The sequence below is a fragment of the Mesorhizobium sp. B2-1-1 genome, from assembly GCF_006442975.2.
Taxonomy (GTDB): Bacteria; Pseudomonadota; Alphaproteobacteria; order Rhizobiales; family Rhizobiaceae; genus Mesorhizobium.
Genome location: NZ_CP083954.1, coordinates 2383734 through 2408066, shown reverse-complemented (window position 1 = coordinate 2408066; position 24333 = coordinate 2383734). Strand labels below are relative to the sequence as shown.

Sequence of the window (24333 nt, the reverse complement as noted above, 5' to 3'; positions counted from 1 at the left end):
CCGGCCCGACGATCACTAATTGCCTTTTCGTGTACCAGCTATGGTTAAATCACAGACAAGACGACAGATATTCGCAATGCCTTTGTTGCCCCTCAACCTACAATTCATCGAGTCATTGCGTTATGTGCAATTTATCCCAATGAATTGCATCTCGTCCAATTCTCCTTATTGCGACGTGCATATGTTGGCGATTCCCCTTTCGACCCCAAAATCGAACAATATGATTTGATCAATGTATCTTTCGGTGAGTATCTCCATGTGAAAAGAAGCACATTATTGACTGGAGGGGCGGCAGCCGTCACCGCCTGTCTGCAAAGCCCGCCTTTTCGCAGTCGATGGGACGTGCATCTTGGGGTTAAAGGCGACGCGCCCCTGCACCGCGCGAATGACTCGGGCGGAAGCCCCGAGCCCGAGCGACCAATCGATCTTTTCTGATCCCGGCACAGGATCGTTTTCGGTCATAATTCGAAGAAAGCAGACAGCCAAATCCGCGACTATGCCGATTTGCGTCCGGCTTTGGCTTTGGGGCGGTCCTTGATGCCTTCCTTGGCGAGACTCTTGCGGAGAACCGACGCCAGATCGATAACGTTCTCCTTGGGCGGGGGCACCGGTTTGGGCGGCTGCTTGCCCTTGCGTTTTGCGTCGATCAACGCGATGAGCGCATCCTCGTAGGTGTCTTCAAATTTCGACGGATCAAACTTGGTCACTTTTTTGTCGATCAGCAGGCCTGCGATTTCGAGCAGTTCCTGGTCATATTCATGGCTTTCCAGGTCTTTGAATACGGTCTCTTCCGAGATCATTTCGTCATGGGTCCGCAACTCGGTAAGCAGCATTCCCTTGCCATATGGCTGTATCACGACTTCGCGCCCGCGTTGGTACAGCACCACGCAAGACCGCGCCGCCACAGCCTTCTTGGCCATCGCTTCGCGCAGCACTGAGAAGGCCTCGGTGGAAGCGCCGTCGGCAGGGATCAGGTAGTAGGGCTTTTCCAGGTAGCGCGTGTCGATGTCCTTGATGGCGACAAACTCGTCGACCTCAAGCGTGTGCTCAGACGTCATCTTGAGCTTTTTGATCTCGTCCGGTTCGACCTTGATGAAATCGCCCGCGTCTGCCTCGTAGCCTTTGACTTGGTTTTCGCTATCGACGACATCGCCCGTCTCTTCGTCAACATAGGCAGCCTTGACGGGCAATCCATCTTTCCTATTCAAAATCTTGAAGTGGATTTTCGATGCCTCACTGGTTGCACCCACAAGCTTCACTCCGCACGACACGGACCCGACTTTCAGAAATCCTTTCCAAACTGCTCGTGGGGCCGCCATGCAGTCCTCCTGTCGCGCCGATCCTTGGCACAAACGTCAGCCGGATCGTTCCGTTCCGCCCGCCTGATCAGCATCGACGCACGCGATCGCATCACGGATGGTGCGGCTTTCCATGCCAACGGTGCCTCCGCGCGGCGTCAATCCTGCTTTCGCCGCGACAAATGCGAGACCAGCGCGGTGATCAGGCTGCTTACCACAATCCATGCGGCGATCTCGCCGTCATGCACTTCAGGCCGGCGCGGCATGTCTATCTTGTTGCCGCTCAACGCCACTACCGGCGCAAGGTCTGGCCGACTTCCGCGCCTGACCGAGTAAGCGCGCGTAATTTCTGCACCGAAGAGGAATATCTGCGCTGAATAATAGACCCAAAGCAGCACCACCATCAGCGCGCCTGCCGCTCCGTAGGAAGTCGCTATCGCGCTGGTGCCGATATACCAGCCGATCAGCGACTTGCCGATGGTGAACAGCAACGCAGTAACCACCGAACCGACGGCAACATCGCGCCATTTGAGCGTGCGATCCGGCAAGACCTTGTAGATCGCCGCGAAGAGCAGCCCAATTAGCAAGAAAGAGACAACGGTGTTGACGCTGCTGAGCACCAGTTCGCCGAACGGCAGGTGGTGATTGATGACATCGCTCAGCGCGGTGATCGCTGCGCTTGCCGCCAGCGATACCAGCAGCATGAAGCCCAACGCGGCAACCAGGCCGAGGCTTGCCGCCCGCGCCCGCACCAGGCGCGAAAGCGACAGGCCGTCGGCTTTTACCTTCCAGATCTCGTTCAACGACTGTTGCATCTCACCGAAAACACCGGAGGCAGTGAAGAAGAGCGTCACCAATCCGATGAGCGTGGCAAGCGTCCCGGACCATCTGTGCGAAGCCGTCTCGATCGTCGCCTTGAGCAGATCGGCACTCTGCGCGCCCATCGCGCCGGATATCTCCGCTGACAGGGCGAGTTGGGCCGCATCCTTGCCCACGGCCAGACCGGCGATCGCCACGACGATCAGAAGGATCGGCGCCAGCGATGTCGTGGCGTAGAAAGCCACCGCCGCCCCGTGGCTCAACGCATTATCGTCGATGAAGCCGGTGACGGCGTCCTTCAAGAGAATCCAGGTACCGCGAACCCAGTGTGGCATCTCCCCTCACCAGTCACGCCATATGGGACGCGGAGCGTCGCGACCTATCTCGATCATGCCTGTCACGGCTCGTCGCACAGGGCTTCCCGTAGCCGATACACCGCGCGGGTTGGGGTCAAGCTCCATCGAGCGCAGCCCGTCGGTAAGGCTGGCGCGGTGAGATGGCGTGGATAATCCCATCCCGCGAGCTCGGCCTCGTTGGCGAGCTTTGCGTCGCAGGGTGATGCGTCAGCCATTTCGGGCCGCGCAATTCTTCTTGAGCCTTATGATCGCCGATTTGTGGACGGTAACCACACCGCCACAGTCAATCCGTACGCTCAGCTTGTTGGTTGCGGGATCGACCCGAGTGACATCCCCAACAAGAACGACTTTGTCTCCGACGTGAGTTCTGGGGGGCGCATCGATCGCATAAGGACGATCATAGGAGGGGATGCTCACCCTGGCGCGTCCACTGGGAAGCATGTCCATGACCGTACTCGTCAGGGCAACTTCATCACCGATTGCAACTTCTCGAGGCAGGTTGAATTGCAGCATGGTATTTCTCCCGAGACTATCCCAAATCAATGCTGGCAGCTCGAGTTGGTTGCCTGAAATCGCACCTACATAGCAGGCAATCGGAGACGTGCCGACGCGGATCGCGAGCCGCGGGCTCAACAGCTCGCCGGGGAGGAGCACACGGGGGCGGAACCTTTAAGAGCCAAGCCAACCGATATTGCGTGATCGCGAAACGTCCCAGCGCGCAACGGCGTCTCGCCCGAGGTTGGGTTGCATCTTGTAGGGCTCGCGTTCGCCGTAGCACCGGCGGTACCCCCGAGTTGGACATTTGCTGTCCGTTCCCGCAGGAGAAGCATCCAGCCTGCAGCACGTTAGGCGCAGTCTCTTTTCGCGAAATGTTGAGGCGAATTGCGTGGCCGACAAGGCAGGCCGACCACACGGGCGCCAGCTTGCCGTAACGCTGACGTAGAACAAGTTGAGATCGGAGCATGGGGCGCGCGAGACGCTCCGTCATCTCAATGCAGCGCCCTTCGCCGTTGGAGACAAAAGCGCATCTTTGCGGAACAAGCAGCCCGCGCCTCAGTTATGCAGGTACTCATCCCCGGGACGGCGGCTGGCTAAGATGTTTTCCAGTGTTACACCGTTGTAGTCGAGGCCTATCGCTTCTCTGGATTTTCGCGGCGGTAACCCTGTCGGGTTGCGCGGGAGGCGTGCTCGACCCGCAGGGACCGGTCGGCGCGGGGAACCGCACGATCCTCCTGAACTCACTGGCCGTCATGCTGGTCATCGTCATTCCGACGCTGGTCGCGCTGCTTGCCTTCGCCTGGATATTCCGTGCCTCGAACCGCAGGGCTCGGTATGATCCAGAGTTCACCTATTCCGGCCGGATCGAGCTCATCGTCTGGTCGATTCCGACGTTGACCATCCTCTTCCTCGGTGGCTTGATCTATTATGGATCGTACCATCTCGATCCTCGCAAGCCGATCGACTCCAGCCGGCCGCCACTCGAAATCCAAGTCGTGGCGCTCGACTGGAAGTGGCTGTTCCTCTATCCCGATCACGGTGTCGGAACGGTCAACCAGCTGGTTATTCCGACCGGCATGCCGGTGCGTTTCAGATTGACCTCGGCCAGCGTCATGAACACCTTCTTTGTGCCCCAGCTCGGCAGCATGGTCTATGCCATGAACGGGATGCAGACCGAGGTCAACCTGCAGGCTGATCGCGAGGGCGAGTACTTCGGCCTGTCGGCGCATTTCAGTGGCGATGGCTTTTCGGACATGAATTTCCGTGTCAGGGCAGTCTCGGCTGACGCCTTCGCCAGTTGGGCCTCCTCCTTGCATGGCGGAGGCGGCGTGCTCAACGCCAGCGCCTATCGCCAGCTTGCCAGGCAAAGCATCAACGCGCCGGCATCCTCGTTCGGCCATGTGCAGCCGGGCTTGTTCGATGCGGTCGTGCACCAGACGCTACCTCCGGGGCCGGGACCTGCTGGAACCGCCGCCGGAGAGCCGCAGGTGAGCCCGAAAGCTGAGCCCAAGGCGGGAGCGCCGCCCATGGCTCACCAGCACGATGAAGGAGGATGACGATGCTCGGCAAGCTCGACTGGTCGGCCGTTCCCTTTGACCAGCCTATTCCGCTCGGCGCGGCCCTGATCGTCTTCCTCGCCGCCGCCGCCGTTCTGATCTGGGTAACGATCAAAGGCTACTGGCCCTACCTTTGGCATGAGTGGATAACCTCCGTCGACCACAAGCGGATCGGCGTCATGTATATCGTGCTGGCGGCGCTGATGCTTCTGCGCGGCTTCGTTGACGCCGTCATGATGCGCACCCAGCAGGTGCTCGCCATCCACGGGCCGGGATACCTGCCGCCGGAGCACTACGACCAGGTCTTTTCGGCCCACGGCACGATCATGATCTTCTTCGCCGCGATGCCCTTTGTCATTGGGCTGATGAATTTCGTCATCCCGCTGCAGCTCGGCATCCGCGACGTCGCCTTCCCGACGCTGAACTCAGTGAGCTTCTGGCTGACCGCGACCGGCGCGCTGCTCGTCAACATTTCGCTCGTCGTCGGCGAGTTCGCGCGCACCGGGTGGCTACCTTATGCACCGCTGTCGGAGACGACCTACTCGCCAGGCGTCGGCGTCGATTATTATTTGTGGTCGATCCAGATCTCCGGCGTCGGCACCCTGCTCACGGGCGTCAACCTGGCGACCACCATCCTCAAGATGCGCGCGCCAGGCATGGGCTATCTGCGCATGCCGATGTTCTGCTGGACCTCGCTTGCCTCCAACATGCTCATCGTCGCCGCATTCCCTATCCTTACCGCAACCCTCGCCATGCTAACCCTCGACCGTTATCTCGGCTTCCATTTTTTCACCAACGAAGCCGGCGGTAACCAGATGATGTTCGTCAATCTCATCTGGGCCTGGGGTCACCCCGAGGTCTACATCCTCGTGCTTCCCGCCTTCGGGATCTATTCGGAGATCTTCTCGACCTTCTCGTCGAAACCGCTGTTCGGCTATCGTTCGATGGTTGCGGCGACGATGTTCATCTGCATCGTCTCCTTCATGGTCTGGCTGCACCACTTCTTCACCATGGGCGCCGGCGCTGATGTCAATGCGGCTTTCGGCATCGCCACCTCGGTTATCGCCGTCGGCACCGGGGTCAAGATCTACAACTGGCTCTTCACCATGTATGGCGGGCGCGTGCGCTTCGAAACGCCAATGCTGTGGGCGCTAGGCTTTGTCACCACTTTCATCATCGGCGGCATGACCGGCGTGCTGCTCGCCGTTCCGCCGGCCGATTTCATGCTGCACAATTCGCTCTTTCTCGTGGCGCATTTTCACAACGTCATCATCTCGGGCGTGCTGTTCGCGGCCTTTGCCGGCTTCACCTATTGGTTCCCGAAAGCCTTCGGCTTCCGGCTGCATGAAGGTTGGGGCAAGGCGGCGTTCTGGGTCACGCTTGCCGGCTACATTCTGGTGTTCGTGCCGCTCTATATCGTCGGCCTTCTCGGCATGACCCGCCGCCTTCAGCATATCGACATGGATATGTGGGCGCCGTGGCTTGTCGTGGCGGCCTTCGGAATCGTGGTGATGATCGTCGGCGCCGCATGCCAGGTCACGCAGCTTGTCGTCTCGATCAGGCATCGCGACGAGTTGCGCGACGAGACCGGCGACCCTTGGGACGGGCGCTCGCTGGAATGGTCGACATCCTCGCCGCCGCCCATCTTCAACTACGCGCGGCTGCCGCATGTCGAAAACGAGGAGCCCTACTGGACCGTCAAGCAAAGGGCAATGGACGAGCAGAGTCAGGAGACCGAAGAGGACTACGAGGCGATCGAGATGCCGCGCAATAGCCCCACAGGCTTCGTCACCGCCTTCTTCAGCACTCTGATTGGCTTCGCGCTCATCTGGCACATCTGGTGGTTGGCGATTGTCGGCTTCATCGGGGCCTATGCCACCTTCGTTGTATTCGCCTGGCGCGAGCATGGCGATTACGAGATCCCTGCCGAGGAGGTCGGCCGCATCGATCTTGACCGCAAGGCAGCCCAACTTGCCTGGATGCATAGACGCGAGCGTGGGGCATGAGCGACATCCCCGCCGGCACCGCAACGCGCGATCCCTACCGGCTGGGCCGCACCGCAGGGCATGGCCATCACGTGTTCTCGGCGACCGGCCACGGCGAGGGAGGCCCGGCTTCGAAGTTCGTCACGGTTGCCTACGGCTTTTGGATCTTCCTGTTGTCGGACATCATAATGTTCTCGGCTTTCTTCGCCGCGTATGCCGTCCTGTCCAATTCGGCGGCGGGCGGGCCAACAGGCAAGGAGCTGTTTGAGTTGACGCGCGTCGCGGCACAGACGGCGCTGCTGCTCACCTCGAGCTTCACCGGCGGCCTTGCGATGCTCGCGACCCACCGCCGGTCAATGGCCGCCGCCCAGTTCTGGTTGCTGGTGACCGGCCTGCTTGGTGCAGCCTTCCTGTTCCTGGAGGTGCAGGAATTCGCGGCCATGGTGAATGAGCAGGCGGGCCCATCACGCAGCGCCTTCCTGTCCGCGTTCTTCGCCCTTGTGGGCTGCCACGGAACCCATGTTGGACTTGGCCTGCTTTGGCTCGGCACCATGATGGCACAGCTCTGGATAAAAGGCTTTCGTCCCGACATATTGCGCCGGCTTCACTGCTTCAGCCTGTTCTGGCACGCGCTCGACATCATCTGGATCGCCATCTTCACCCTGGTCTATCTGCTGGGAGCGTCATCATGAGCGAAATGGACAGCCGGAACGAGGACATGCTTGACCGCCGCGATTCCGCACCAGGCGAAGAACGCAGCGAGGAACACGAGGTGGCGGGAGGCCTTTCCGGCTATCTGCTGGGCTTTGGCCTGGCAATGTTGTTGTCAGTGGCGTCCTTCATTGCGGCACAAACCGATCTAATTTACCAGCCGGCCGTGATCTCGGCCCTGACGGTGCTTGCCATCGCACAAATGGGCGTACATCTCGTCTTCTTCCTGCACCTGACGACAGGACCTGACAACACCAACAACGTGCTCGCGCTCGCTTTCGGTGTGCTGATCGTGACCTTGGTCGTTTTGGGCTCGGTGTGGATCATGAACCATCTCAGCCAGAACATGGGAGCGATGGATGCGCATCAGGCTCACATGATGCCATAATGCGGTTCCAGGTCTGTGGCCTGGGCGCAAAACCGCCTGTCCGTCGGTTCGGTTACCTTGCGCATAGCGTCTGCACTTTCAGGCGTCGAAAATCCATAGGTGCGGAGAGCGGTGAGGAGCTGGTCGAGCTGTTTGGCCCGGCAATGTCTATATCGGCCCGCTCACGGTCGGCGGCAGAATGAGCTGCTGCCCATGGTCGCAACGTCTGTGCCTTCCATCATAATTTCAGGAACTAGGAACATAGGGGCCTCGTCCGAGTTCCATTGAAAGTGTGGGAACATAGCTCAGTTTGCCAAGGGATCGGGCGAGGATTCCTTGCTCTGTGAGCGCTCCCACTTTCCACATTGTGTTCAACGAATGCTCCGGATCATGGGTCGCCCACAGCTTTCCTCCCTGGCTTTCAGCCTCCTGGTACTCGTTAATTGTGCATTGCTGCAAAGCAGGGCCTGGGCACAGCTACCCTGCCCCGCCGACCACGCCAAGCTCCTGGCTGCCCTCAAGGCAAACGTCAAAGCAAGCGGAGGCCCCGCCAATGGCGGCTTCGAGACCAATGAATGGGCGGCGATCGTTACGCGTGACGGGACAGTTTGCGCCGTTGCTTTCAGCGGCCCCACCAGCGATGCGCAGTGGCCCGGCAGCCGGCTGATCGCAGCCGAAAAGGCCAGCACGGCCAACGGGCTCAGCGTTGCCCAGATGGCTCTCTCGACGGCGAATCTATATGCTTCTGTTCAGCCGGGTGGCCCATTGTTCGGCTTGCAGCTTACCAATCCTGTCAACCAGGCAGCCGCTTATGCCGGCGACAGCAAGACCTTTGGGAGTGCGAGCGATCCGCTGATTGGCAAGCCGATCGGCGGCGTCGTGGCATTTGGCGGCGGCCTTGCTCTCTACGACGGCAAAACGATTGTCGGCGGGCTTGGCATCAGCGGCGACTCCTCCTGCGCCGATCACAATGTCGCTTGGCGCCTGCGTGCGGCCCTGGGCCTGGACAAGGTTCCGGCGGGCGTCAACCCCAACGCCAAGGACGCCATCGTCTACGATCTCGATCCTGGCGGAAAGAGCGCCTCCGGCTGGGGTCATCCGTTGTGCGCGGGAACCGAGGCGGACGTCGCGGCGGAACTCGGCGCCGGAGTGGGAGGTTCGATCCGCAAATGAGGGGATCTCTGAAAGTGGCGGGGAAATACGCATCTGCGACACCAGACGGCCGAGGAGCGGAAAGGGGCCGCGGTTTCGACTTTAGGCCGTTGAAGTGGCTGGTGCTGGCCGCAGGCTGCTCATTGCTGAACGCCGCGGCCGCGCAGTCCGCGGTAACACCCGCCATCACACCGCCCGCCGCGGCCGCGCCACCTGATGACGGCCAATGGACAATGCCGGCTAAGAATTATGCCTCGACGCGCTACAGCGAACTGGCGGACATTAACGAGGACAATGTCAAGAACCTTCAAGTTGCCTTCACTTTTTCGACCGGAGTGAACAAGGGTCAGGAAGCGGCGCCACTCGTCGTCGGCAACACGATGTATATCGTGACGCCTTTTCCAAACATCGTCTACGCGCTCGATCTTTCCAAACCGGGCGCGCCGATGAAATGGAAGTACGAGCCAAATCCTGAGCCTGCCGCGCAGGGCGTTGCCTGCTGCGACGTCGTCAACCGCGGTGCGGTCTTCGCCGACGGGCGCCTCTTCTTCAACACGCTGGATGGTCACACGATCGCGCTGGATGCAGCCACTGGCCAACCGGCGTGGAACGCCCATGTCGGCAACATCAACATCGGCGAGACCATAACCATGGCGCCGCTTGTGGTGAAGGGCAAAGTGCTGGTCGGCAATTCCGGCGGCGAGATGGGCGTGCGCGGCTGGGTCAAGGCGCTGGACGCGGGCGACGGACATGTCGTCTGGACGGCTTACGGCACCGGACCGGACAAGGACGTGCTGATCGGGCCGGATTTCAAGCCGCACTACGAAATGGACAATGGCAAAGACCTTGGCGTGACCACATGGCCGCCAGAAGCCTGGAAGATCGGCGGCGGCAACATGTGGGGCTGGATCTCTTACGATCCGGACCTCAACTTGATCTATCACGGGACCGGCAATCCAGGGCCGTGGAATCCGGACCTTCGACCCGGCGACAACAAATGGACCTCCGGGATTTTCGCGCGCGATCCCGATACCGGAGCCGCGAAATGGTTCTACCAATGGAGCCCGCACGACCTGCACGATTACGACGGTATCAACGAGCAGATCCTGCTCGACATGAATTGGCAGGGTAAGCCGCGCAAGGTGCTGGTCCGCCCGGAGCGCAACGGCTATCTCTACATTCTGGATCGGACCACCGGGGAAGTCCTGTCGGCGACACCCTATGGGGCCGTCAATTCCAGCAAGGGCGTCGATCTGAAAACCGGGCGTCTGATCGAAAACCCGGACAAGAAAACCGGCACCGGCAGGGTGATCCGGGATATCTGCCCGACAGCATCCGGGCTCAAGGATTGGCAGCCATCTGCGTTCTCGCCGAAGACAGGACTGCTCTACATTCCACACAACAATCTGTGCATGGACGAAGAGGGCCTCGAGGTGAACTACATCGCCGGCACCCCCTATGTCGGCATGAATGTGCGCATGATCCCGGGCCCGGGGGGCAACCGCGGCGCCTTCACCGCATGGGACATCGCGGCTGCGAAGCCGGCTTGGAGCCTGAGAGAGAATTTTCCGGTGTGGAGTGGCGCGGTCGCCACCGGCGGCAACGTCGTGTTCTACGGCACAATGGAGGGCTGGTTCAAAGCTGTTAGCGCAAGGACAGGGGAATTGCTTTGGCAGTTCAAGACCTCGTCCGGGATCATCGGCCAGCCGGTCACCTATCGCGGCCCCGACGGGCACCAATATGTCGCGATCCTGTCGGGCGTCGGTGGTTGGGCCGGCGCGATCGTATCGGGCGACCTCGACCCGCGCGACGCCACCGCCGCGCTCGGCTTTGTCAACGCGATGAAAGACCTGAAGAACGCGACCACGGCGGGAGGCACGCTCTATGTGTTCCGGCTCCCCTGATGCTTTCGAGTTGAAGACAGTTCGAAGACGCGAGGCGAACGGGCGTCTTGTGGCCGCGGTGGTAGCGTTTGCCTCGCTGCTCTTCGCGGCTGTCGCCGACGCACGTGAACTCAAGGTATGTGCCGACCCTAACAACATGCCGTTTTCCAACGCCGCTGGACAGGGCTTCGAAAACAAGATTGCCCAGATCATCGCCAAAGAGCTGGATGCAAGACTTTCCTATACCTGGTGGGCCCAACGTCGCGGTTTCGTTCGCAACACGCTCAAGGCAGGCCTGTGCGATCTCATACCTGGCACTCCCGCCAATCTCGAAATTCTCCGCGCCACCGCTCCCTATTACCGCTCGACCTATGTCTTCGTGACGCGGCGGGACAGTCCCGAGATCACGTCTTTCAACGATCCACGCCTGCGCACTCTGCGCATCGGCGTGCAGCTCATCGGCGATGACGGGGCCAACTCCCCACCGGCCCAGGCACTCGGCCGCCGCGGCATTGTCGGTCATCTCGTCGGCTATCCAGTCTATGGCGACTATTCGGCTCCCAACCCGCCCGCGCGCATTGTCGAGGCGGTGGCCAGCGGCGAGATCGATGTTGCCGTCGTCTGGGGCCCGCTCGCTGGTTATTTCGCCGCCAAGCAGAAGACACCGCTGCGCATCACGCCCGTGACACCTCGAATCGACGGGCCTCAATTGCCAATGGTCTACGACATCTCCATGGGCGTCCGACGCGGGGACGACGCGCTGCGCGACGAAGTGGATGCAGCTCTTGCCAAGCACAAGGCTGAGATCGACGCGACCCTGGCCCGATACGGTGTGCCGCGCCTTGATACCGGCGGGAGCGCGGACCGATGAGGCGGAACCTCACCGTGCTCTTGTCGGCGATGCTGGCCCTTGCCGCTTGCCAGCGGGAAGAGCGCGACACACGTCCGCAATCGGCCCTTGGGTCCGGCCAACAGCCAACGCCGGTGACTGCGCTGGAGCCAGGCGGCCAAAGGCCGCTCCCGAGCGACAACAAGGCGGCCAGCTTCGAGGCCAATGCCTTTCATCTCAGCGAGGGCAAGCGCCTGTTCAGCTGGTTCAATTGCACGGGGTGCCATGCCAATGGCGGCGGCGGCATGGGACCGGCGCTGATGGATGAGAAGTGGATTTACGGCAACTCGATCGAGAGTATCCACGCAACGATCCGGGACGGGCGGCCTAACGGCATGCCGAGCTTCCGAAACAAGATAGCCGATGATCAGATTTGGGAGCTTGCAGCCTTCGTACGTTCGCTGAGCGGCAACGCGCCCTCCTCCGCCGCACCGCAGCGTAACGACGACATGATGGTCCATCCGTCGGAAAATCGCCTCCCCGATGCCGCGACGCTGGGGAAATCGCCGTGAAACGATTTTTTCCCAAAGCGTGTTGCGCAGCCGCTCTCCTGGCGCTTTCAGGTTGCAGCGGCTGGCAGTCCGCTCTCGATCCGAAAGGCCCGGCCGCGGGCGAGCTCGCCTGGCTGATCTGGTTTTTCACTGCCCTGTGCGCGGCCGTGTGGATGCTGGTGATGGTCGTGCTGGCCGCTACCCTGTTCCAGCGAGTTCGAACAGGAAAAGATCCGCTCGTGCTCGACCTCGCTTCCGAACATCGCAAAAGGCGCGTGGTCTTGACCGCGGTTGGGGTGACTGCGGCGATCCTAATTGGGCTGACCCTGTTGAGCTTTTTCGCCAACAGGACGCTTGCCGGGATCGGCTCGGACGAGGCGCTGACGGTCCGCGTGACCGGCCATCAATGGTGGTGGGAAGTGCGCTACGAGAATGCCCAGCCAAGCCGCATCCTGACGACGGCGAACGAAATCCACATTCCGGCCGGCGAGCCGGTTCGGCTTCTTTTGACTTCAACAGACGTAATCCACTCCTTCTGGGTGCCGAGCCTTGCCGGCAAGCTCGACCTCATCCCCGGACATATGAATGTGCTGGACATCAGGGCTGACAAGCCAGGCGTCTATCGTGGTCAATGTGCTGAGTTCTGCGGCGCGCAGCACGCCAACATGGGCACCTTCATCATTGCCGAGCCGCGGCCGCAGTTCGATGCCTGGCTGGACGACCAGTTGCGGCCTGCCGCCGCTCCGACCAATGCCGAAGCCAAGGCCGGCGCGGATCTTTTCCTCCAGCGGCCCTGCGTGATGTGCCACAGGATCGGCGGCACACCCGCAGGCGGCACGGTAGCGCCCGATCTTACCCATATAGCCAGCCGGCAAACTCTCGCAGCCGGAACGCTGACGATGAGCCGCGGCAATCTCGCCGCTTGGATCACCGACCCGCAAGGCATCAAGCCCGGCTCCCACATGCCTGTAACGGTTCTCAATGGCGACGAGCTCAATGCCATCATTGCCTACCTCGAGGGGCTGAAATGACCGGCGCCGACCTGACGAGCGGACGCGACCTGCGGGCGGAGGCGCAAGCAAAGGGAGATCTCGCTCCCGAGCATGACGGACCGCGCGATACCGGTATGGAGCAAGCCGATCTCCAGCGGTGGCTGGAGCGCACCTGGCGTACGCCCCCGGGCATCATCGGCGCGCTGTCGAGCGTCGACCACAAGGTGATCGCCAGGCGCTATCTGATCACTGCCTTTGTCTTTCTGTGTCTGGGCGGGCTCAACGCAGTGGCTATGCGTGTTCAGCTCTCGGGACCACAGCGTGGGCTGATCGGGCCGGACCTCTACAACCAGCTGTTTACCATGCACGGCGTCACGATGATGTTCCTGTTCGCGGTACCGATCGTGCAGGCGACCGGCATTTATCTCGTGCCGCTGATGGTCGGCACCCGCAACATCGCGTTTCCGCGGCTGAATGCGTTCAGTTACTGGGTCTATCTCTCGGGCGGCCTGTTCGCCTGGGTGTCTTTCGCTCTCAACATGGCGCCGGACGTCGGCTGGTTCGCCTATGTGCCGCTGTCCGGTCCCGAATTCGCCCCTGGCAAGCGCGCCGACGTCTGGGCGCAGATGATTACCTATACCGAGGTGTCTTCACTGGCTGTGGCAGTGGCGACGATCGTCACGATCTTGAAGCAGCGTGCTCCCGGCATGTCGCTGGACAAGATCCCGCTATACGTCTGGGCGATGCTGGTCACCTCCTTTGTCGTCGTCTTCGCAATGCCGGCGGTGATGATCACCTCGACATTCCTGATCCTCGACAGGCTGGTCGGCACACACATCTTCAACCCGGCCGAAGGCGGTGATGCCTTGCTGTTCCAGCATCTGTTCTGGTTCTTCGGTCACCCCGAGGTCTACATCATCTTCCTGCCGGCGACCGGCATGGTCTCCTCGATCATCCCGGCTTTCGCCCGCCGACCGGTGTTCGGCCATCTCGGCATGGTTCTGTCGTTGATCGCGGTCGGCTTCCTGTCCTTTGGCCTGTGGGTCCACCATATGTTCGCGACAGGCCTGCCCAAGCTCGGCGCCAGCTTCTTCACCGCTTCCAGCATGATGATCGCTATTCCCAACGGCGTACAGATCTTCTGCTGGCTGGCAACGATGTGGGACGGCAGACCGGTGATCCGCGCGCCAATGTTGTTCGTGTTCGGCTTCTTCTTCATCTTCGTCATCGGCGGTCTCACCGGCGTCATGCTGGCCTCCGTGCCGCTGGATCTGCAGGTGCACGACACCTACTTCGTCGTCGCGCATTTCCACTATGTGCTGATCGGCGGATCGGTATTCCCGCTGCTGGGTGCGGCCTATTTCTGGTTTCCTAAAATCACCGGCCGCATGATGAGCGAGCGCCTGGGCCGCTTGCATTTCTGGCTGGCCTTCATTGGCTTCAACGCCGCCTTTTTCCCGATGCACATCGTGGGGCTGTGGGGCATGCCGCGAAGGGTCTACACCTATCCGGCCGAGCTTGGCTGGGGGAACATCAACCTGTTCATAACAGCAGGCGCGGTGGTCTTCTTCCTGAGTTTCGTCCTGTTCACCTTCAATCTTGTGCATGGCGCGTTGAAAGGCGCAGCGGCAGGCAACAATCCCTGGGAGGCCGGCACCCTGGAATGGGCAACGCCCTCGCCGCCGCCGAGCTATAATTTCGCGCGCATTCCGGTCGTCACCAACGCGGAGCCACTCTGGGCCGAGCGCGACGCTCTTCCTGTAGCGACCGGGCTTCGCGTCGACGCGCGCGAGCTGCTGGTCTCGACAGTCGCTGAAGCGCATCCCGACATTCGCGAGAAATCGGCGACACCGTCGATCTGGCCGCTCTTTGCAGCGTTCGCCGTAGGCGGCACGTTTCTCTATTCGATCTTCACCCCCTGGGCCATCGTGTGGGGCGCCCTGCCAATCGCCGTCACCTTGATCGGCTGGTTCTGGCCAAAAGGTGATCTGGAGGACGAGGAATGAACGAGCGTCCCGTCACAGATGTTTCCGGTCTCCCCACCTTTGGGCATGGTCCGCGCAGCCCGACCTGGTGGGGCACGCTCGCTTTCATGGCTCTGGAGGGCACCGGCTTTGCGCTCGCCGCAGCCGCCTATCTCTACCTGGCGGTCTCTTGGCCTGAATGGCCGTTGAGTGCACCGCAGCCGAACCATTGGCCAGGAACGATCGTCACGCTGCTGCTGATCGCCAGCCTGGTGCCGAACCACATCCTCGATCGCTATGCCAAGCAATGCGCCATCGTGCCGGTGCGGATCGGACTGGTTGTCATGTCGCTGCTCGGCCTCGCCCCGCTCCTTGTGCGCTGGTTCGAGTTTCCGGCCTTGAACGTTTACTGGGATACGAACGCCTACGGCTCGATGCTTTGGGTGCTGCTCGGGCTCCACACCACGCATCTGATAACAGATGTCGGCGATACGATCGTGCTGACGGTGCTGATGTTCACGCGCCATGGCTATAGCGGGCGACGCTTCGGCGACGTCGGCGACAATGTTTTCTATTGGGATTTCGTGGTCGCAACCTGGCTTCCGATCTATCTGCTGATCTACTGGGTACCGAGGCTCGGCTGACATGCGCGCGGTCCGGTTGGGAACTTCTTGGGGTGGGCTTTTGTCGGGCCCGTTGGCTTGGGCGGTCTCGACGCAACTGAACTACTCGCTGGTTCCCTGGCAATGCAATCACCAGGTGCCGGTCGTGCTTCCCTTAGCGTTGCTGCTCGCCTTGTTCTCGCTTCTGGGCGGTGCTCTGTCCTGGCAGGCAAAGCGGCAAGGCGGCGCTGCTTTCAAAGCAGAACGCACGCGCGGTACCGAGCATTTTGTCGCCGATCTCGGCATGCTGGCGGCTCTCCTGTTTGCACTGGTCATCATCATGCAGGGAAGCGCCGCACTCATCCTGGACGAGTGTCTGCGATGAACCTGGCCACGCTCTTCTCCACCTCGATCTGCTATGGCTCCGGCGCGCCCGAGGCCGGATGGACACTTGCGCTTCCCATCACGGTCCCGCTGACGGCGGTCGCGCTCATCTACATGGCCGGTGCGATGCGGCTGTGGCGCCGCAGCACTCGCGGCCGTCCGCTGCGGATGCGTCAGGCGCTGCTGTTTGCCGCCGGCTGGAGCGTACTGACGGCAGCGTTGGTCAGTCCGATCCATGCTCTCGGCGAGCGGCTGTTTGTCGCGCACATGATCGAACACGAGTTGCTGATGGCGGTGGCGGCGCCGTTGCTGGTCATCGCCTGCCCCGCCCCTGCTCTGCTGTGGGCATTTCCCGTAACGTTTCGGCGTGCCCTGGGTATGGTTGGGCATGGCAAATCGCTGCGAGCGCTCTGGACCTTTGCGAGCCGGCCTGTCACCGCAACGATTGTTCACGGGATCGCGATATGGGTGTGGCACATTCCGGTCCTGTTTGAGGCAGCGCTCGAGCATGGCGTGCTGCACTATGCCCAACATGCGAGCTTCCTCGGCACAGGCCTGCTCTTCTGGTGGGCGTTGCTGCCGCGCCCAAGCCAACAGCAGACCTATGGAAATGCCGTGATGCATCTTTTCTTCACCTCCCTGCACACCGGCCTGCTCGGCGTCCTGCTTCTTCTATCGCCGAAGCTCTGGTACCCGGAGAATGCTGCCGGGGCGGCAGTGTGGAATTTAAGCCCGATCGAGGACCAGCAGCTTGCCGGGCTCGTTATGTGGGTCCCGGCCGGCCTTATCTATGGCGGGGCAGCGCTATTGCTGGCCGGCCTCTGGATAACAACGAGCGGAACCAGGAAGGTCGCGCATGCGCCCTGGCCCATCTAAATTGATCATCGCCGTGTGCATTCTGCTGGTCGTCGCGGGCGGCGCGCTCGCATTGTGGGCCGACCGAGCCCGTCGGGTGCAGCAAGAGGCGGATGCCGCTACCGGCGGCGTCGGTGCACGTGCGATACCGATCATGCTGGCGAATGGCTGCGCCGGCTGCCACACCATCACCGGTGTACCCGGTGCGGTAGGCCACGTCGGCCCACGCCTGGACGCCAGTCTATCTGACAGGATCTATGTTGGCGGTGTGCTGGCTAACAATCCGGAGAACATGATCCACTGGATACGGTCAGCAAGGGACATCAATCCGCACACCGCCATGCCCTCCACCGGCATCACCGAGCAGCAAGCGCGTGACATCGCCGCCTATCTCTATGCTTTGAGATAGACCGCCGCCTCGGCGGGACCACGGGCTGCGCCCAGGACCATAGCCGACGACGGGGAACAAAGCTGCCCGATTATGGTTTGGACAGCAGCCGGCGCAGTACAAATTCAAGTCCGCCGTGCTGCTGGGTCATAAGCCCCAGCCAAGAGCCCGCTTCCCCCTCCCTCAAGAGCGGGCTCTTTCCTTGTGGATCGGATGCGGAGCGATCAGGGGCGAGGACTGAGGCGACATGAAGCAACTTCTGTCAGATCTCGCCGCAATGGCCGAACCCGGCTTCTGGATCGCCTTGGGGCTTTTAGCCCTGCCTTACTCCGTGGGAGTAATCTTCCTGATCAAGACATGCCACTGCCTCTGATCGCCCAGCCTTCCGATCGTACGGGCTTTATTACCTGCCAGCGCAAGATGTGAGTGACCATCACGAACTGGAATCGTCGCCGAGGCCATCCGCGCCGCTCGAACACCCATAAGGTTGCCGACCACGCGTTGGAGGAGTTGCTGGGAGCATGCATTGCCGCGGAGGAGCCTTCCGCACTTGTATGTCGCCTTTGGTGGGCCCTGAACGATGCGCGGAAGCGCGCGTTCACAGCATCGAACTGGCCGGTTGAGCATACCGCGACGTTGGTCGAAGAATCCGGATTGCGGCGAGCACATTTCTCCCCTTTTTCGGTCACATTTTATCGGGGCGGATCCCACTCACACCGATGCGGCAACCATCGAGTCCGAGGAAACACTGGACAAGTCGTTCTGTTGCTGGCGGCGAAACCAGTCCAGGGTGAGGCGCACACCCTCTTCAAGAGGTATTTGACAGGCCCAGCCGGGGATGATCCTCCGCGCTAGAGTTAAGTCCGGGCAGCGGTTCGTCGGATCTTGGGGGATCGGATCAACATGCACGATTTTGGTGCCTGGCACCAAGCCTGCGACGTAACGGGCAACATCGATAACGGAAATCTCACGATCGTTTCCGATGTTCAGGGGACCAATATAACCATGCTCCTCCCCCCAGAAGAATTGTTCTAGGCCGTCCACGATATCGCTGACGTATCCCCAACTCCGCGACTGCAAGCCGTCGCCAAAAACGATTATAGGTTTGCCGAACAGCGCATTCGTGATGAAATTTGATACTGCACGTCCATCGTCAGGTCGTGTCCTAGGTCCGTAGACGTTGAACAATCTTGCAACTCGAATGTCGAGCCCGCTCGATCGGTTACTCTCAAAAAGCAGGGCCTCGGCGCAACGCTTACCTTCATCATACGATGAACGCGGCCCCGTGCAATCAACGGAGCCCCTGTAAGTTTCCGGTTGCGGCGTTACCAGCGGATCGCCGTAAACCTCAGACGTGGACGTGAAACAGAAACGGCCCCCGGCGCGAAGAAGGGTCAGAAGCCGCATAGTTCCTATTACGTTGGCCGAGATGGTTCGTACCGGATCTTGCATATACCAGGGAGGCGAAGCAGGCGAGGCGAGATGATAGATCTCGTCAAAAAGGCTCCCCTGCTGAAAATCTTCAACAGCCACATCTACCACGACCAAGCGAGGGTCGGCGATATGATCCAGATTGGCACGAGTACCAGTCCAGAAATTGTCAACAGCAACAATTCGATTGATTTCTTGCCTTAACAACAGTCGATCAACCAGGTGGGATCCGATGAACCCGGCTGCTCCCGCGACAAGAACACTTTTCATTTCCGACCCAAAGCTTTGCAGCTTGCTCAGGAGCTATGAACGCTGACTCGTCAAGCCGTCTGAATTGCCAATGAGATGTCACTCCCTCCACGCAATGATGGTTCGCGCAACGCGCATCGCCCGAACAACCCAAATCCGCGCAAATAGTACCACCCCATTGGACAATGGCACATCTTAAGGACCCTGTCACCAGCGGTGCAGTGCATACACTACACTGTAAAAACGAAAGATTTCTGTAGCCTGACTATCTTCGATGGGCATAACATCACCACAAGTTCAATAGGGAAATGTATCCTCGACAACCCAGCACAGGTGGGAGAATAGCGATAGAAACTCAGACGGCCCGGGCAGGTGTTCGTTCGCATCCGGATCGAACGTAAAGTCCGTGTGCGAGAAATGCCCTCCGTCCGGTTGGACTTATCGAACAACGGGGATATGCGGCGCGATCTCGCGCCTCCGGAGGATCTGGTCGAGCATTGAGGGCGGCTGCTATGCGCTCTCGAATGGTGAGGCTCGTGAACGGCAGGCACCATCAAAAGTGCTGATTGCACTGCGCGGAAATGTAAGCCTCAATGGGGCTGTCAAGGGAGGCGGACGCCATCATCGTGTCGGACCAGACAGGCGCGCAATCAGCTGTCGTGACAATCATCGATCCGTCCCGCAAGCGAGGACTGTTCGAACCTTCCGAGCTTTGGCGATATCGGGAAGTTGTGTTCTTCCTGGCCTGGCGTGATTTCAAGGTCAAATACCGGCAGACTTATCTGGGCATCCTTTGGGCAATGCTGCAGCCGCTCGTTGCTATGTCGGTCTTCAGCATCTTCTTCGGCAAGCTCGCAGGCATTTCGTCCAACGGCGCGCCATACCCGCTATTTGTTCTGTGTGGGCTTGTGCCATGGAGTTTTTTTTCGCGAGCCGTCGCCAGCATGACGGGCAGCCTCGTCAGAAACCAGGAACTGGTGAAACGCGTCTATTTCCCGCGTCTGATCATTCCCATCTCCACGATGGCCTCATGCCTGACCGATATGCTCGTCGGCTTCGCTCTTTTGTTCGCCGCCATGCTGGCATTCGGAAGCTGGCCGGCACCACAAGCAGTCTTCTTGCCGCTGTTCGTGCTCGTAATGGCTGCGTCAGCGACTGGAGTGGGCGTGGCATTGTCGGCGATCAACGTTCGCTTTCGCGATGTGGGCTATCTGTTGCCGTTCAGCCTTCAGATACTTCTGTTCATGACCCCGATCGTGTACCCAGCCAATCTCGTCCCTCAATTGTGGCGGCCGCTTTATAGTCTGAACCCAATGGTTGGGACAGTCGAGGCCATCCGCTGGAGCGTGCTGGGCACGCCTGCGGACTGGCTCATGATCTCGATATCAACGCTCTCCTCGCTAGCCCTTCTCGTTGCCGGACTGACTATCTTCTCAAAATCCGAACGCGCGTTTCCGGACCTGATCTGAGTGATGACCGACATCGTGATCCAGGCTGCCAATCTCTCCAAGGCGTATAGACTTGGTGTGGCGAACAACAGCTTCCCCACGCTGCGAGACGCGCTCGCCAGCAAAAGGCGGGGTCTTCGCGGGGAGGCCGATACAAGCCACCGAAAAGGTGCGGACGAGCCGTTCTGGGCGTTGAAAAACGTCTCCTTCGAGGTGCACGCAGGCGAAGTCCTTGCCGTGATCGGTCCCAACGGTGCAGGAAAGAGCACCATTCTCAAGATACTGGCGAAGATCGTGGAGCCGACTTCCGGCCGCGCGACGATACTTGGACGGCTGGGAGCTTTGCTGGAGGTCGGCACGGGGTTCCATGCCGAACTGACCGGCCGTGAGAACATTTATCTCAACGGGGCCATACTCGGCATGCGGCGCATCGAGATCAATTCCAAGCTTGACGAGATCGTGGATTTCTCCGGGGTCGAGCCGTTTCTCGATACGCCTGTCAAACGATACTCAAGCGGCATGTACTTGCGTCTGGCCTTCGCGATTGCCGCCCACGTCAATCCCGACATTCTGGTGGTCGATGAGGTCTTGGCCGTCGGCGATGCCACGTTCCAGAAGAAATGCATCGCCAAGGCAGCGAGCATCGCCGGGACAGGCCGCACCGTGCTGATCGTCAGTCACCAGATGCCGGTTCTGCAGCGACTTTGCACCCGCGCAATCCTTATCGACGGCGGGATGGTCCAGGCGGACGGTCCGACTCAGGACGTGGTCCGGGATTATCTCCAGACGCTTGAGGCCCGCGCAGGAACCGATCTGAGTGTGCGATCCACGCGCACCGGGCGCGGCCGCCTCCGTGTGGTCGGCATCGAAGTTTTCAATGAAATGGGTCCCGTCGCGTCCGGGCAGCCGGCAACTTTTCGGCTTCAGGTTGATGGGCCGCGCGAAACATTGCAGTGCCTTGTGACTATCATTGATGATCTCGGGGATCCTGTGACCTCATTTGATAGCCGGGAGCAATCCCTGCATGACCGTCACGGCGAAGTCTACACGGTACATGTGGACAGCCTTATGCTGAGACCAGGGCGCTACAGGATTGACGTAGCGCTGGTGGCGGACGACAGGGTGGTCGAAGACCATGTCGAGACGGCCGCTGTGTTCGATGTCATGCCCGGTTTGCTCGACGATCGACCGGTCAGCGCCCAGCCTGGCTTTGGCAATGTCAGCTTCCCGCATCGATGGGTGGTCAGGAAGTGACGCCTGTTTTCACCTGGCCACGTGCGCAAGCTGTCGCCGAATCCTGCGCCGCTGCTTTGCTGTCCACATCATGATCTTCAGGGCAAGCCGTTCGGCTTTGCTTCCGATCGTTGCAGGCGTGACATAGGGCGCGCGTGCCAGCCGCAGCGCCAATTGGAGGCGGAAATCCCGCGTTCCACTTTCCATCATATGCTCCGCGATCCAGTCCAGAAAAGCGGCGCGGGCGGGGTGTTTCCCCATCCGATCGTAGAGCCCTCGCTGAGTGGCAATCGCCGAGGCCGAACTGGAATGCTGCCGGTAACGTGCGAGAGTTACAGGAGTGATAAAGGCTGGGAATCGCAGGAATAGCTTCGCCCACAGAGCCTGGTCTTCATAGAGCTCAAAGTGCTCCTCAAAGCCACCAACCGTGCTAACCGCGCTTCTCCGCAAGAGCACGGAACAGGTACACGGAACGTGGCCGTCCTGCATCAGCACCAGCCGACCCAAAAGCCGGGGGGGCTGATGTAAGCGTGCGGCAAGTCCATCTGTCGGCTCGACCCAGTCGGAGCGCGCTCCATCCGGATACCACCATTTGGTCGGCCCGAAAATCATTGCGGCATCCGGGTTGGCATCGGCTGCCGCCAGGACCGTCTGCAGCATATGCGGCTCGTACAAATCATCTGCATCCAGGAAGGCAAGCAAATCGCCGCAGCTGGCGGCTATTCCGGCGTTTCTCGCTGCCGCGGCGCCACGCTTGGATCCGGGAGGCCTGCGCAGCACCTTAATTCGAGGATCGATTGCCGCGGCATCATTGGCGATCCTGATACTGTCGTCCGTCGAATTGTCGTCAACCAGCAAGAGCTCCCAATCTGCAATCGTCTGGGCCCGGACGCTGGCGATCGCTTCACCCAGATTTGACGCCGCATTGAGGAAGGGGGTTATGATCGTCACCCGCGGCACGGAAGTCATCGCTGCAGCCGTCTTACGATGCTTCGCTTGCTCGTCTTCCAGGTTTCGCGCGCGAGCACTTTCCAGATTGCGGAACGAATGCGGAAGGAGGCGCCCTGATCCGCCATCACCCCATTCAGCCATCTGAGAAACGTGATACGCGCGGCTTCGTCAGCGCCTGCCCTGGCAGAAGCGGCAGAGCAGCTTTCGACGTGCTGGCGGTATCTCGCCCAGGTCTGGCCGGACACGTAGACGGGCGCGAATGCGAGCGCCTTCGCAAAGAATGTCTGGTCTTCGAACATCAGGCGAAAGCTGTTCTCGAATCCCCCGAGCGTTGCCAACAAACTTGAACGCATCAGGGCGTTGCAAGTTGTCGGCGTCTGGGCTTGGTTCTGCAGCAGCAGTTCCAGCAGCACGGGCGGATCGTATCGGGCGTTCGGTTCGACTCCGAGCGGGTAATAGTAGTCCGCACGACCAGCAAGCTTTGCCCAGCTATGCCAGATCAACGTCCGGCCGTAGATTAGACCGAGCGCCGGATCGTTTTCCATGATGCAGACTTGTTCGGACAGCTTTTCGGGCAGCCATGTATCGTCTGCATCGAGAAACGCGACATAGGCGCCCCGCGCCTCGGCCAGCCCGCGGTTGCGCGACGCGCTGATACCATGATTGCCGTTATCGGGATGGGAGAGTAGTCGCACCTTGCCTGGCAAGCGCTGCGCATACTCGCGCACGATGACAGATGACCGGTCCGTCGAGCCATCGTCGACGACGAGGAGTTCCCAGTCGGTGAAGCTTTGACCTACAACGCTGTCAATAGCTTCTCGGAGATATTTCTCGCCGTTGAACACGACGATGATTCCCGTGACGCGCGGTTCTCGGCATGCATGGTCAGCCATGGCAAAGGACCGCGCGCCGGAACTCTATCTCACCCCAATCAGCGACCGTGACCCGCGGCAGTCGGAAAGGGTCGACCCTGAGCCCAGCTTCACGCGGCAGGATGGTTACTGCATAGTCCATGCCAGCAGATCTTACCGCTTCGGCGGTGCTGTCGTCGAAGTCTCCGAAGGGGTATGCGAATCCCGCCACCCTCCGCCCTGTAATCTCTTCGCATTGTTGACGGCTAGCAGAGATCTCGCGTTCAAGACTGTCCCGTTTCAGCAACGGCAGGGATGGATGCGTGCAGGTGTGGGCACCGATCGAAACGCCATCGGTGTCGGCGAGATGCCGCAGCTCCGAATGAGTCATGGCGCGGTCACGCCTTCGGGGGCTGGCGTCGGTTCCTGCCCATCTTGCCAGCTGCTGCAGCGCCCTCCTCCGTTCGTGTACTCTCAACGGCTTCAGCAGTGCGTGCAAGCCGAAATGGAGCGCCGTGCGGCTGATGACGAGATTCGATTTCGCGCGCGTGGCGTCCTCCGTCACGAGCCAATCATAGTTTCGGCCTGCGATCTGGATCGCGAGCCTCTCCGGGAGAGCAGGCGTTTCCAAAGTGATGCGCGACAGAATATCCCACCAGAACACTGAGGGGTCGCTGAGCGCGTGGGTAGTGACGAAGACGGTCACAGGAGCGTTCATGCGTAGCATGACCGGCACGGCATTTTGCACGACATCCGCATAACCGTCGTCAAAGGTAACTGCCGCGGCATTTCTCGCTGGCTTTCCGTCCCGAAGCCGTTGTGCCAGCCATTGCAGGGGAACAATATCGCGCGCCTTTGTCAGGATTTCGATTTGGCGTGCGAAATTTTGTGGCGAGACCGAGAGTTCCCAAGGATCGACGCGTGGTTCTCCGACGCGATGATACATCAGCACGAGCGGCCGGTTGTAACCGGCAAGCAAT

24 protein-coding genes are annotated in these 24333 nt (G+C 60.5%); 17 read left to right on the top strand and 7 right to left on the bottom strand.

Going from position 1 to position 24333, the window contains the following annotated elements; translation table 11 throughout:
• Positions 1–494: 494 nt before the first annotated feature.
• The 3 genes from FJ972_RS11795 to FJ972_RS11785 all read right to left on the bottom strand — a co-directional run bounded on the left by FJ972_RS11795 (position 495) and on the right by FJ972_RS11785 (position 2986).
• The gene (locus tag FJ972_RS11795) at positions 495–1319 is read right to left on the bottom strand and encodes a Ku protein (RefSeq protein WP_140521309.1); all 825 of its coding nucleotides are present in this window, start codon (positions 1317–1319) and stop codon (positions 495–497) included.
• 137 nt (positions 1320–1456) lie between these two features.
• Positions 1457–2452, bottom strand: a complete 996-nt coding sequence (locus FJ972_RS11790) for a YihY/virulence factor BrkB family protein (RefSeq protein WP_140521308.1) — start codon at positions 2450–2452, stop codon at positions 1457–1459.
• Positions 2453–2680: 228 nt separating this feature from the next.
• Positions 2681–2986, bottom strand: coding sequence for a preprotein translocase subunit YajC (locus FJ972_RS11785; RefSeq protein WP_140521307.1), 306 nt, complete (start codon positions 2984–2986; stop codon positions 2681–2683).
• 671 nt (positions 2987–3657) lie between these two features.
• Between FJ972_RS11785 and cyoA the strand changes: the two genes are divergently transcribed.
• The 15 genes from cyoA (at position 3658) to FJ972_RS30135 (ending at position 17563) form a co-directional block, all read left to right on the top strand.
• A complete protein-coding gene (gene cyoA, locus FJ972_RS11780; protein WP_246674226.1) occupies positions 3658–4527 on the top strand; it encodes a ubiquinol oxidase subunit II in 870 nt (289 codons plus the stop codon).
• 2 nt (positions 4528–4529) lie between these two features.
• On the top strand, positions 4530–6533 hold the full coding sequence (cyoB, locus tag FJ972_RS11775) for a cytochrome o ubiquinol oxidase subunit I (RefSeq protein ID WP_181173507.1): 2004 nt from the start codon (positions 4530–4532) through the stop codon (positions 6531–6533).
• Positions 6530–7204, top strand: a complete 675-nt coding sequence (gene cyoC / locus FJ972_RS11770; protein WP_140521305.1) for a cytochrome o ubiquinol oxidase subunit III — start codon at positions 6530–6532, stop codon at positions 7202–7204. The genes cyoB and cyoC overlap by 4 nt, the downstream gene beginning before the upstream one ends.
• A complete protein-coding gene (gene cyoD, locus FJ972_RS11765; protein ID WP_140521304.1) occupies positions 7201–7611 on the top strand; it encodes a cytochrome o ubiquinol oxidase subunit IV in 411 nt (136 codons plus the stop codon). Before cyoC ends, cyoD begins: the two co-directional genes overlap by 4 nt.
• A gap of 369 nt (positions 7612–7980) precedes the next feature.
• Positions 7981–8763 carry a GlcG/HbpS family heme-binding protein gene (locus FJ972_RS11760; RefSeq protein WP_140521303.1) on the top strand — a complete coding sequence of 261 codons (783 nt, stop codon included), beginning with the start codon at positions 7981–7983 and terminating at the stop codon, positions 8761–8763.
• Positions 8764–8975: 212 nt separating this feature from the next.
• Positions 8976–10646: a methanol/ethanol family PQQ-dependent dehydrogenase gene (locus FJ972_RS11755; RefSeq protein WP_246674224.1), complete on the top strand. Its 1671-nt coding sequence runs from the start codon at positions 8976–8978 to the stop codon at positions 10644–10646.
• Positions 10627–11496, top strand: coding sequence for a substrate-binding domain-containing protein (locus tag FJ972_RS11750; RefSeq protein ID WP_140521301.1), 870 nt, complete (start codon positions 10627–10629; stop codon positions 11494–11496). The genes FJ972_RS11755 and FJ972_RS11750 overlap by 20 nt, the downstream gene beginning before the upstream one ends.
• Positions 11493–12026 (top strand): c-type cytochrome, encoded by a 534-nt coding sequence (locus FJ972_RS11745; protein ID WP_140521300.1) that lies wholly within the window; start codon positions 11493–11495, stop codon positions 12024–12026. Before FJ972_RS11750 ends, FJ972_RS11745 begins: the two co-directional genes overlap by 4 nt.
• Positions 12023–13036 carry a cytochrome c oxidase subunit II gene (gene coxB / locus FJ972_RS11740; RefSeq protein ID WP_140521299.1) on the top strand — a complete coding sequence of 338 codons (1014 nt, stop codon included), beginning with the start codon at positions 12023–12025 and terminating at the stop codon, positions 13034–13036. The genes FJ972_RS11745 and coxB overlap by 4 nt, the downstream gene beginning before the upstream one ends.
• Positions 13033–15003: a cytochrome c oxidase subunit I gene (ctaD, locus tag FJ972_RS11735; protein ID WP_140521298.1), complete on the top strand. Its 1971-nt coding sequence runs from the start codon at positions 13033–13035 to the stop codon at positions 15001–15003. Before coxB ends, ctaD begins: the two co-directional genes overlap by 4 nt.
• The gene (locus tag FJ972_RS11730; RefSeq protein WP_140500655.1) at positions 15000–15605 is read left to right on the top strand and encodes a heme-copper oxidase subunit III; all 606 of its coding nucleotides are present in this window, start codon (positions 15000–15002) and stop codon (positions 15603–15605) included. Before ctaD ends, FJ972_RS11730 begins: the two co-directional genes overlap by 4 nt.
• A gap of 1 nt (position 15606) precedes the next feature.
• Positions 15607–15948 carry a hypothetical protein gene (locus tag FJ972_RS11725; protein ID WP_140500656.1) on the top strand — a complete coding sequence of 114 codons (342 nt, stop codon included), beginning with the start codon at positions 15607–15609 and terminating at the stop codon, positions 15946–15948.
• Positions 15945–16823 carry a cytochrome c oxidase assembly protein gene (locus tag FJ972_RS11720; RefSeq protein ID WP_140521297.1) on the top strand — a complete coding sequence of 293 codons (879 nt, stop codon included), beginning with the start codon at positions 15945–15947 and terminating at the stop codon, positions 16821–16823. The genes FJ972_RS11725 and FJ972_RS11720 overlap by 4 nt, the downstream gene beginning before the upstream one ends.
• Before the next feature lies 1 nt (position 16824).
• The gene (locus tag FJ972_RS11715; RefSeq protein WP_226880554.1) at positions 16825–17211 is read left to right on the top strand and encodes a c-type cytochrome; all 387 of its coding nucleotides are present in this window, start codon (positions 16825–16827) and stop codon (positions 17209–17211) included.
• A 226-nt stretch (positions 17212–17437) separates the two neighbouring features.
• Positions 17438–17563 carry a hypothetical protein gene (locus FJ972_RS30135; protein WP_263486168.1) on the top strand — a complete coding sequence of 42 codons (126 nt, stop codon included), beginning with the start codon at positions 17438–17440 and terminating at the stop codon, positions 17561–17563.
• Positions 17564–17901: 338 nt separating this feature from the next.
• Here the strand turns inward: FJ972_RS30135 and FJ972_RS11710 are convergent, their stop codons facing one another.
• The gene (locus FJ972_RS11710) at positions 17902–18891 is read right to left on the bottom strand and encodes an NAD-dependent epimerase/dehydratase family protein (RefSeq protein WP_140521295.1); all 990 of its coding nucleotides are present in this window, start codon (positions 18889–18891) and stop codon (positions 17902–17904) included.
• Positions 18892–19496: 605 nt separating this feature from the next.
• On the opposite strand from FJ972_RS11710, the gene FJ972_RS11705 reads away from it, so the two are divergent.
• Positions 19497–20339 carry an ABC transporter permease gene (locus tag FJ972_RS11705; RefSeq protein ID WP_181169484.1) on the top strand — a complete coding sequence of 281 codons (843 nt, stop codon included), beginning with the start codon at positions 19497–19499 and terminating at the stop codon, positions 20337–20339.
• Positions 20340–20342: 3 nt separating this feature from the next.
• A complete protein-coding gene (locus FJ972_RS11700; RefSeq protein WP_140521293.1) occupies positions 20343–21572 on the top strand; it encodes an ABC transporter ATP-binding protein in 1230 nt (409 codons plus the stop codon).
• A gap of 9 nt (positions 21573–21581) precedes the next feature.
• Here FJ972_RS11700 and FJ972_RS11695 read toward each other — a convergent pair whose 3' ends face one another.
• Genes FJ972_RS11695 through FJ972_RS11685 form a run of 3 tightly spaced genes read right to left on the bottom strand, consistent with a single transcriptional unit; the run spans position 21582 to position 24332 of the window.
• Complete coding sequence (locus FJ972_RS11695) at positions 21582–22520, bottom strand: glycosyltransferase family 2 protein (RefSeq protein WP_181173506.1); 939 nt, start codon at positions 22518–22520, stop codon at positions 21582–21584.
• Entirely contained in the window at positions 22517–23395 is an 879-nt protein-coding gene (locus FJ972_RS11690) for a glycosyltransferase family 2 protein (protein ID WP_140521291.1), read from the bottom strand. The genes FJ972_RS11695 and FJ972_RS11690 overlap by 4 nt, the downstream gene beginning before the upstream one ends.
• Positions 23388–24332 carry a polysaccharide deacetylase family protein gene (locus tag FJ972_RS11685; RefSeq protein WP_181173505.1) on the bottom strand — a complete coding sequence of 315 codons (945 nt, stop codon included), beginning with the start codon at positions 24330–24332 and terminating at the stop codon, positions 23388–23390. Before FJ972_RS11685 ends, FJ972_RS11690 begins: the two co-directional genes overlap by 8 nt.
• Between the last annotated feature and the right edge of the window lies 1 nt (position 24333).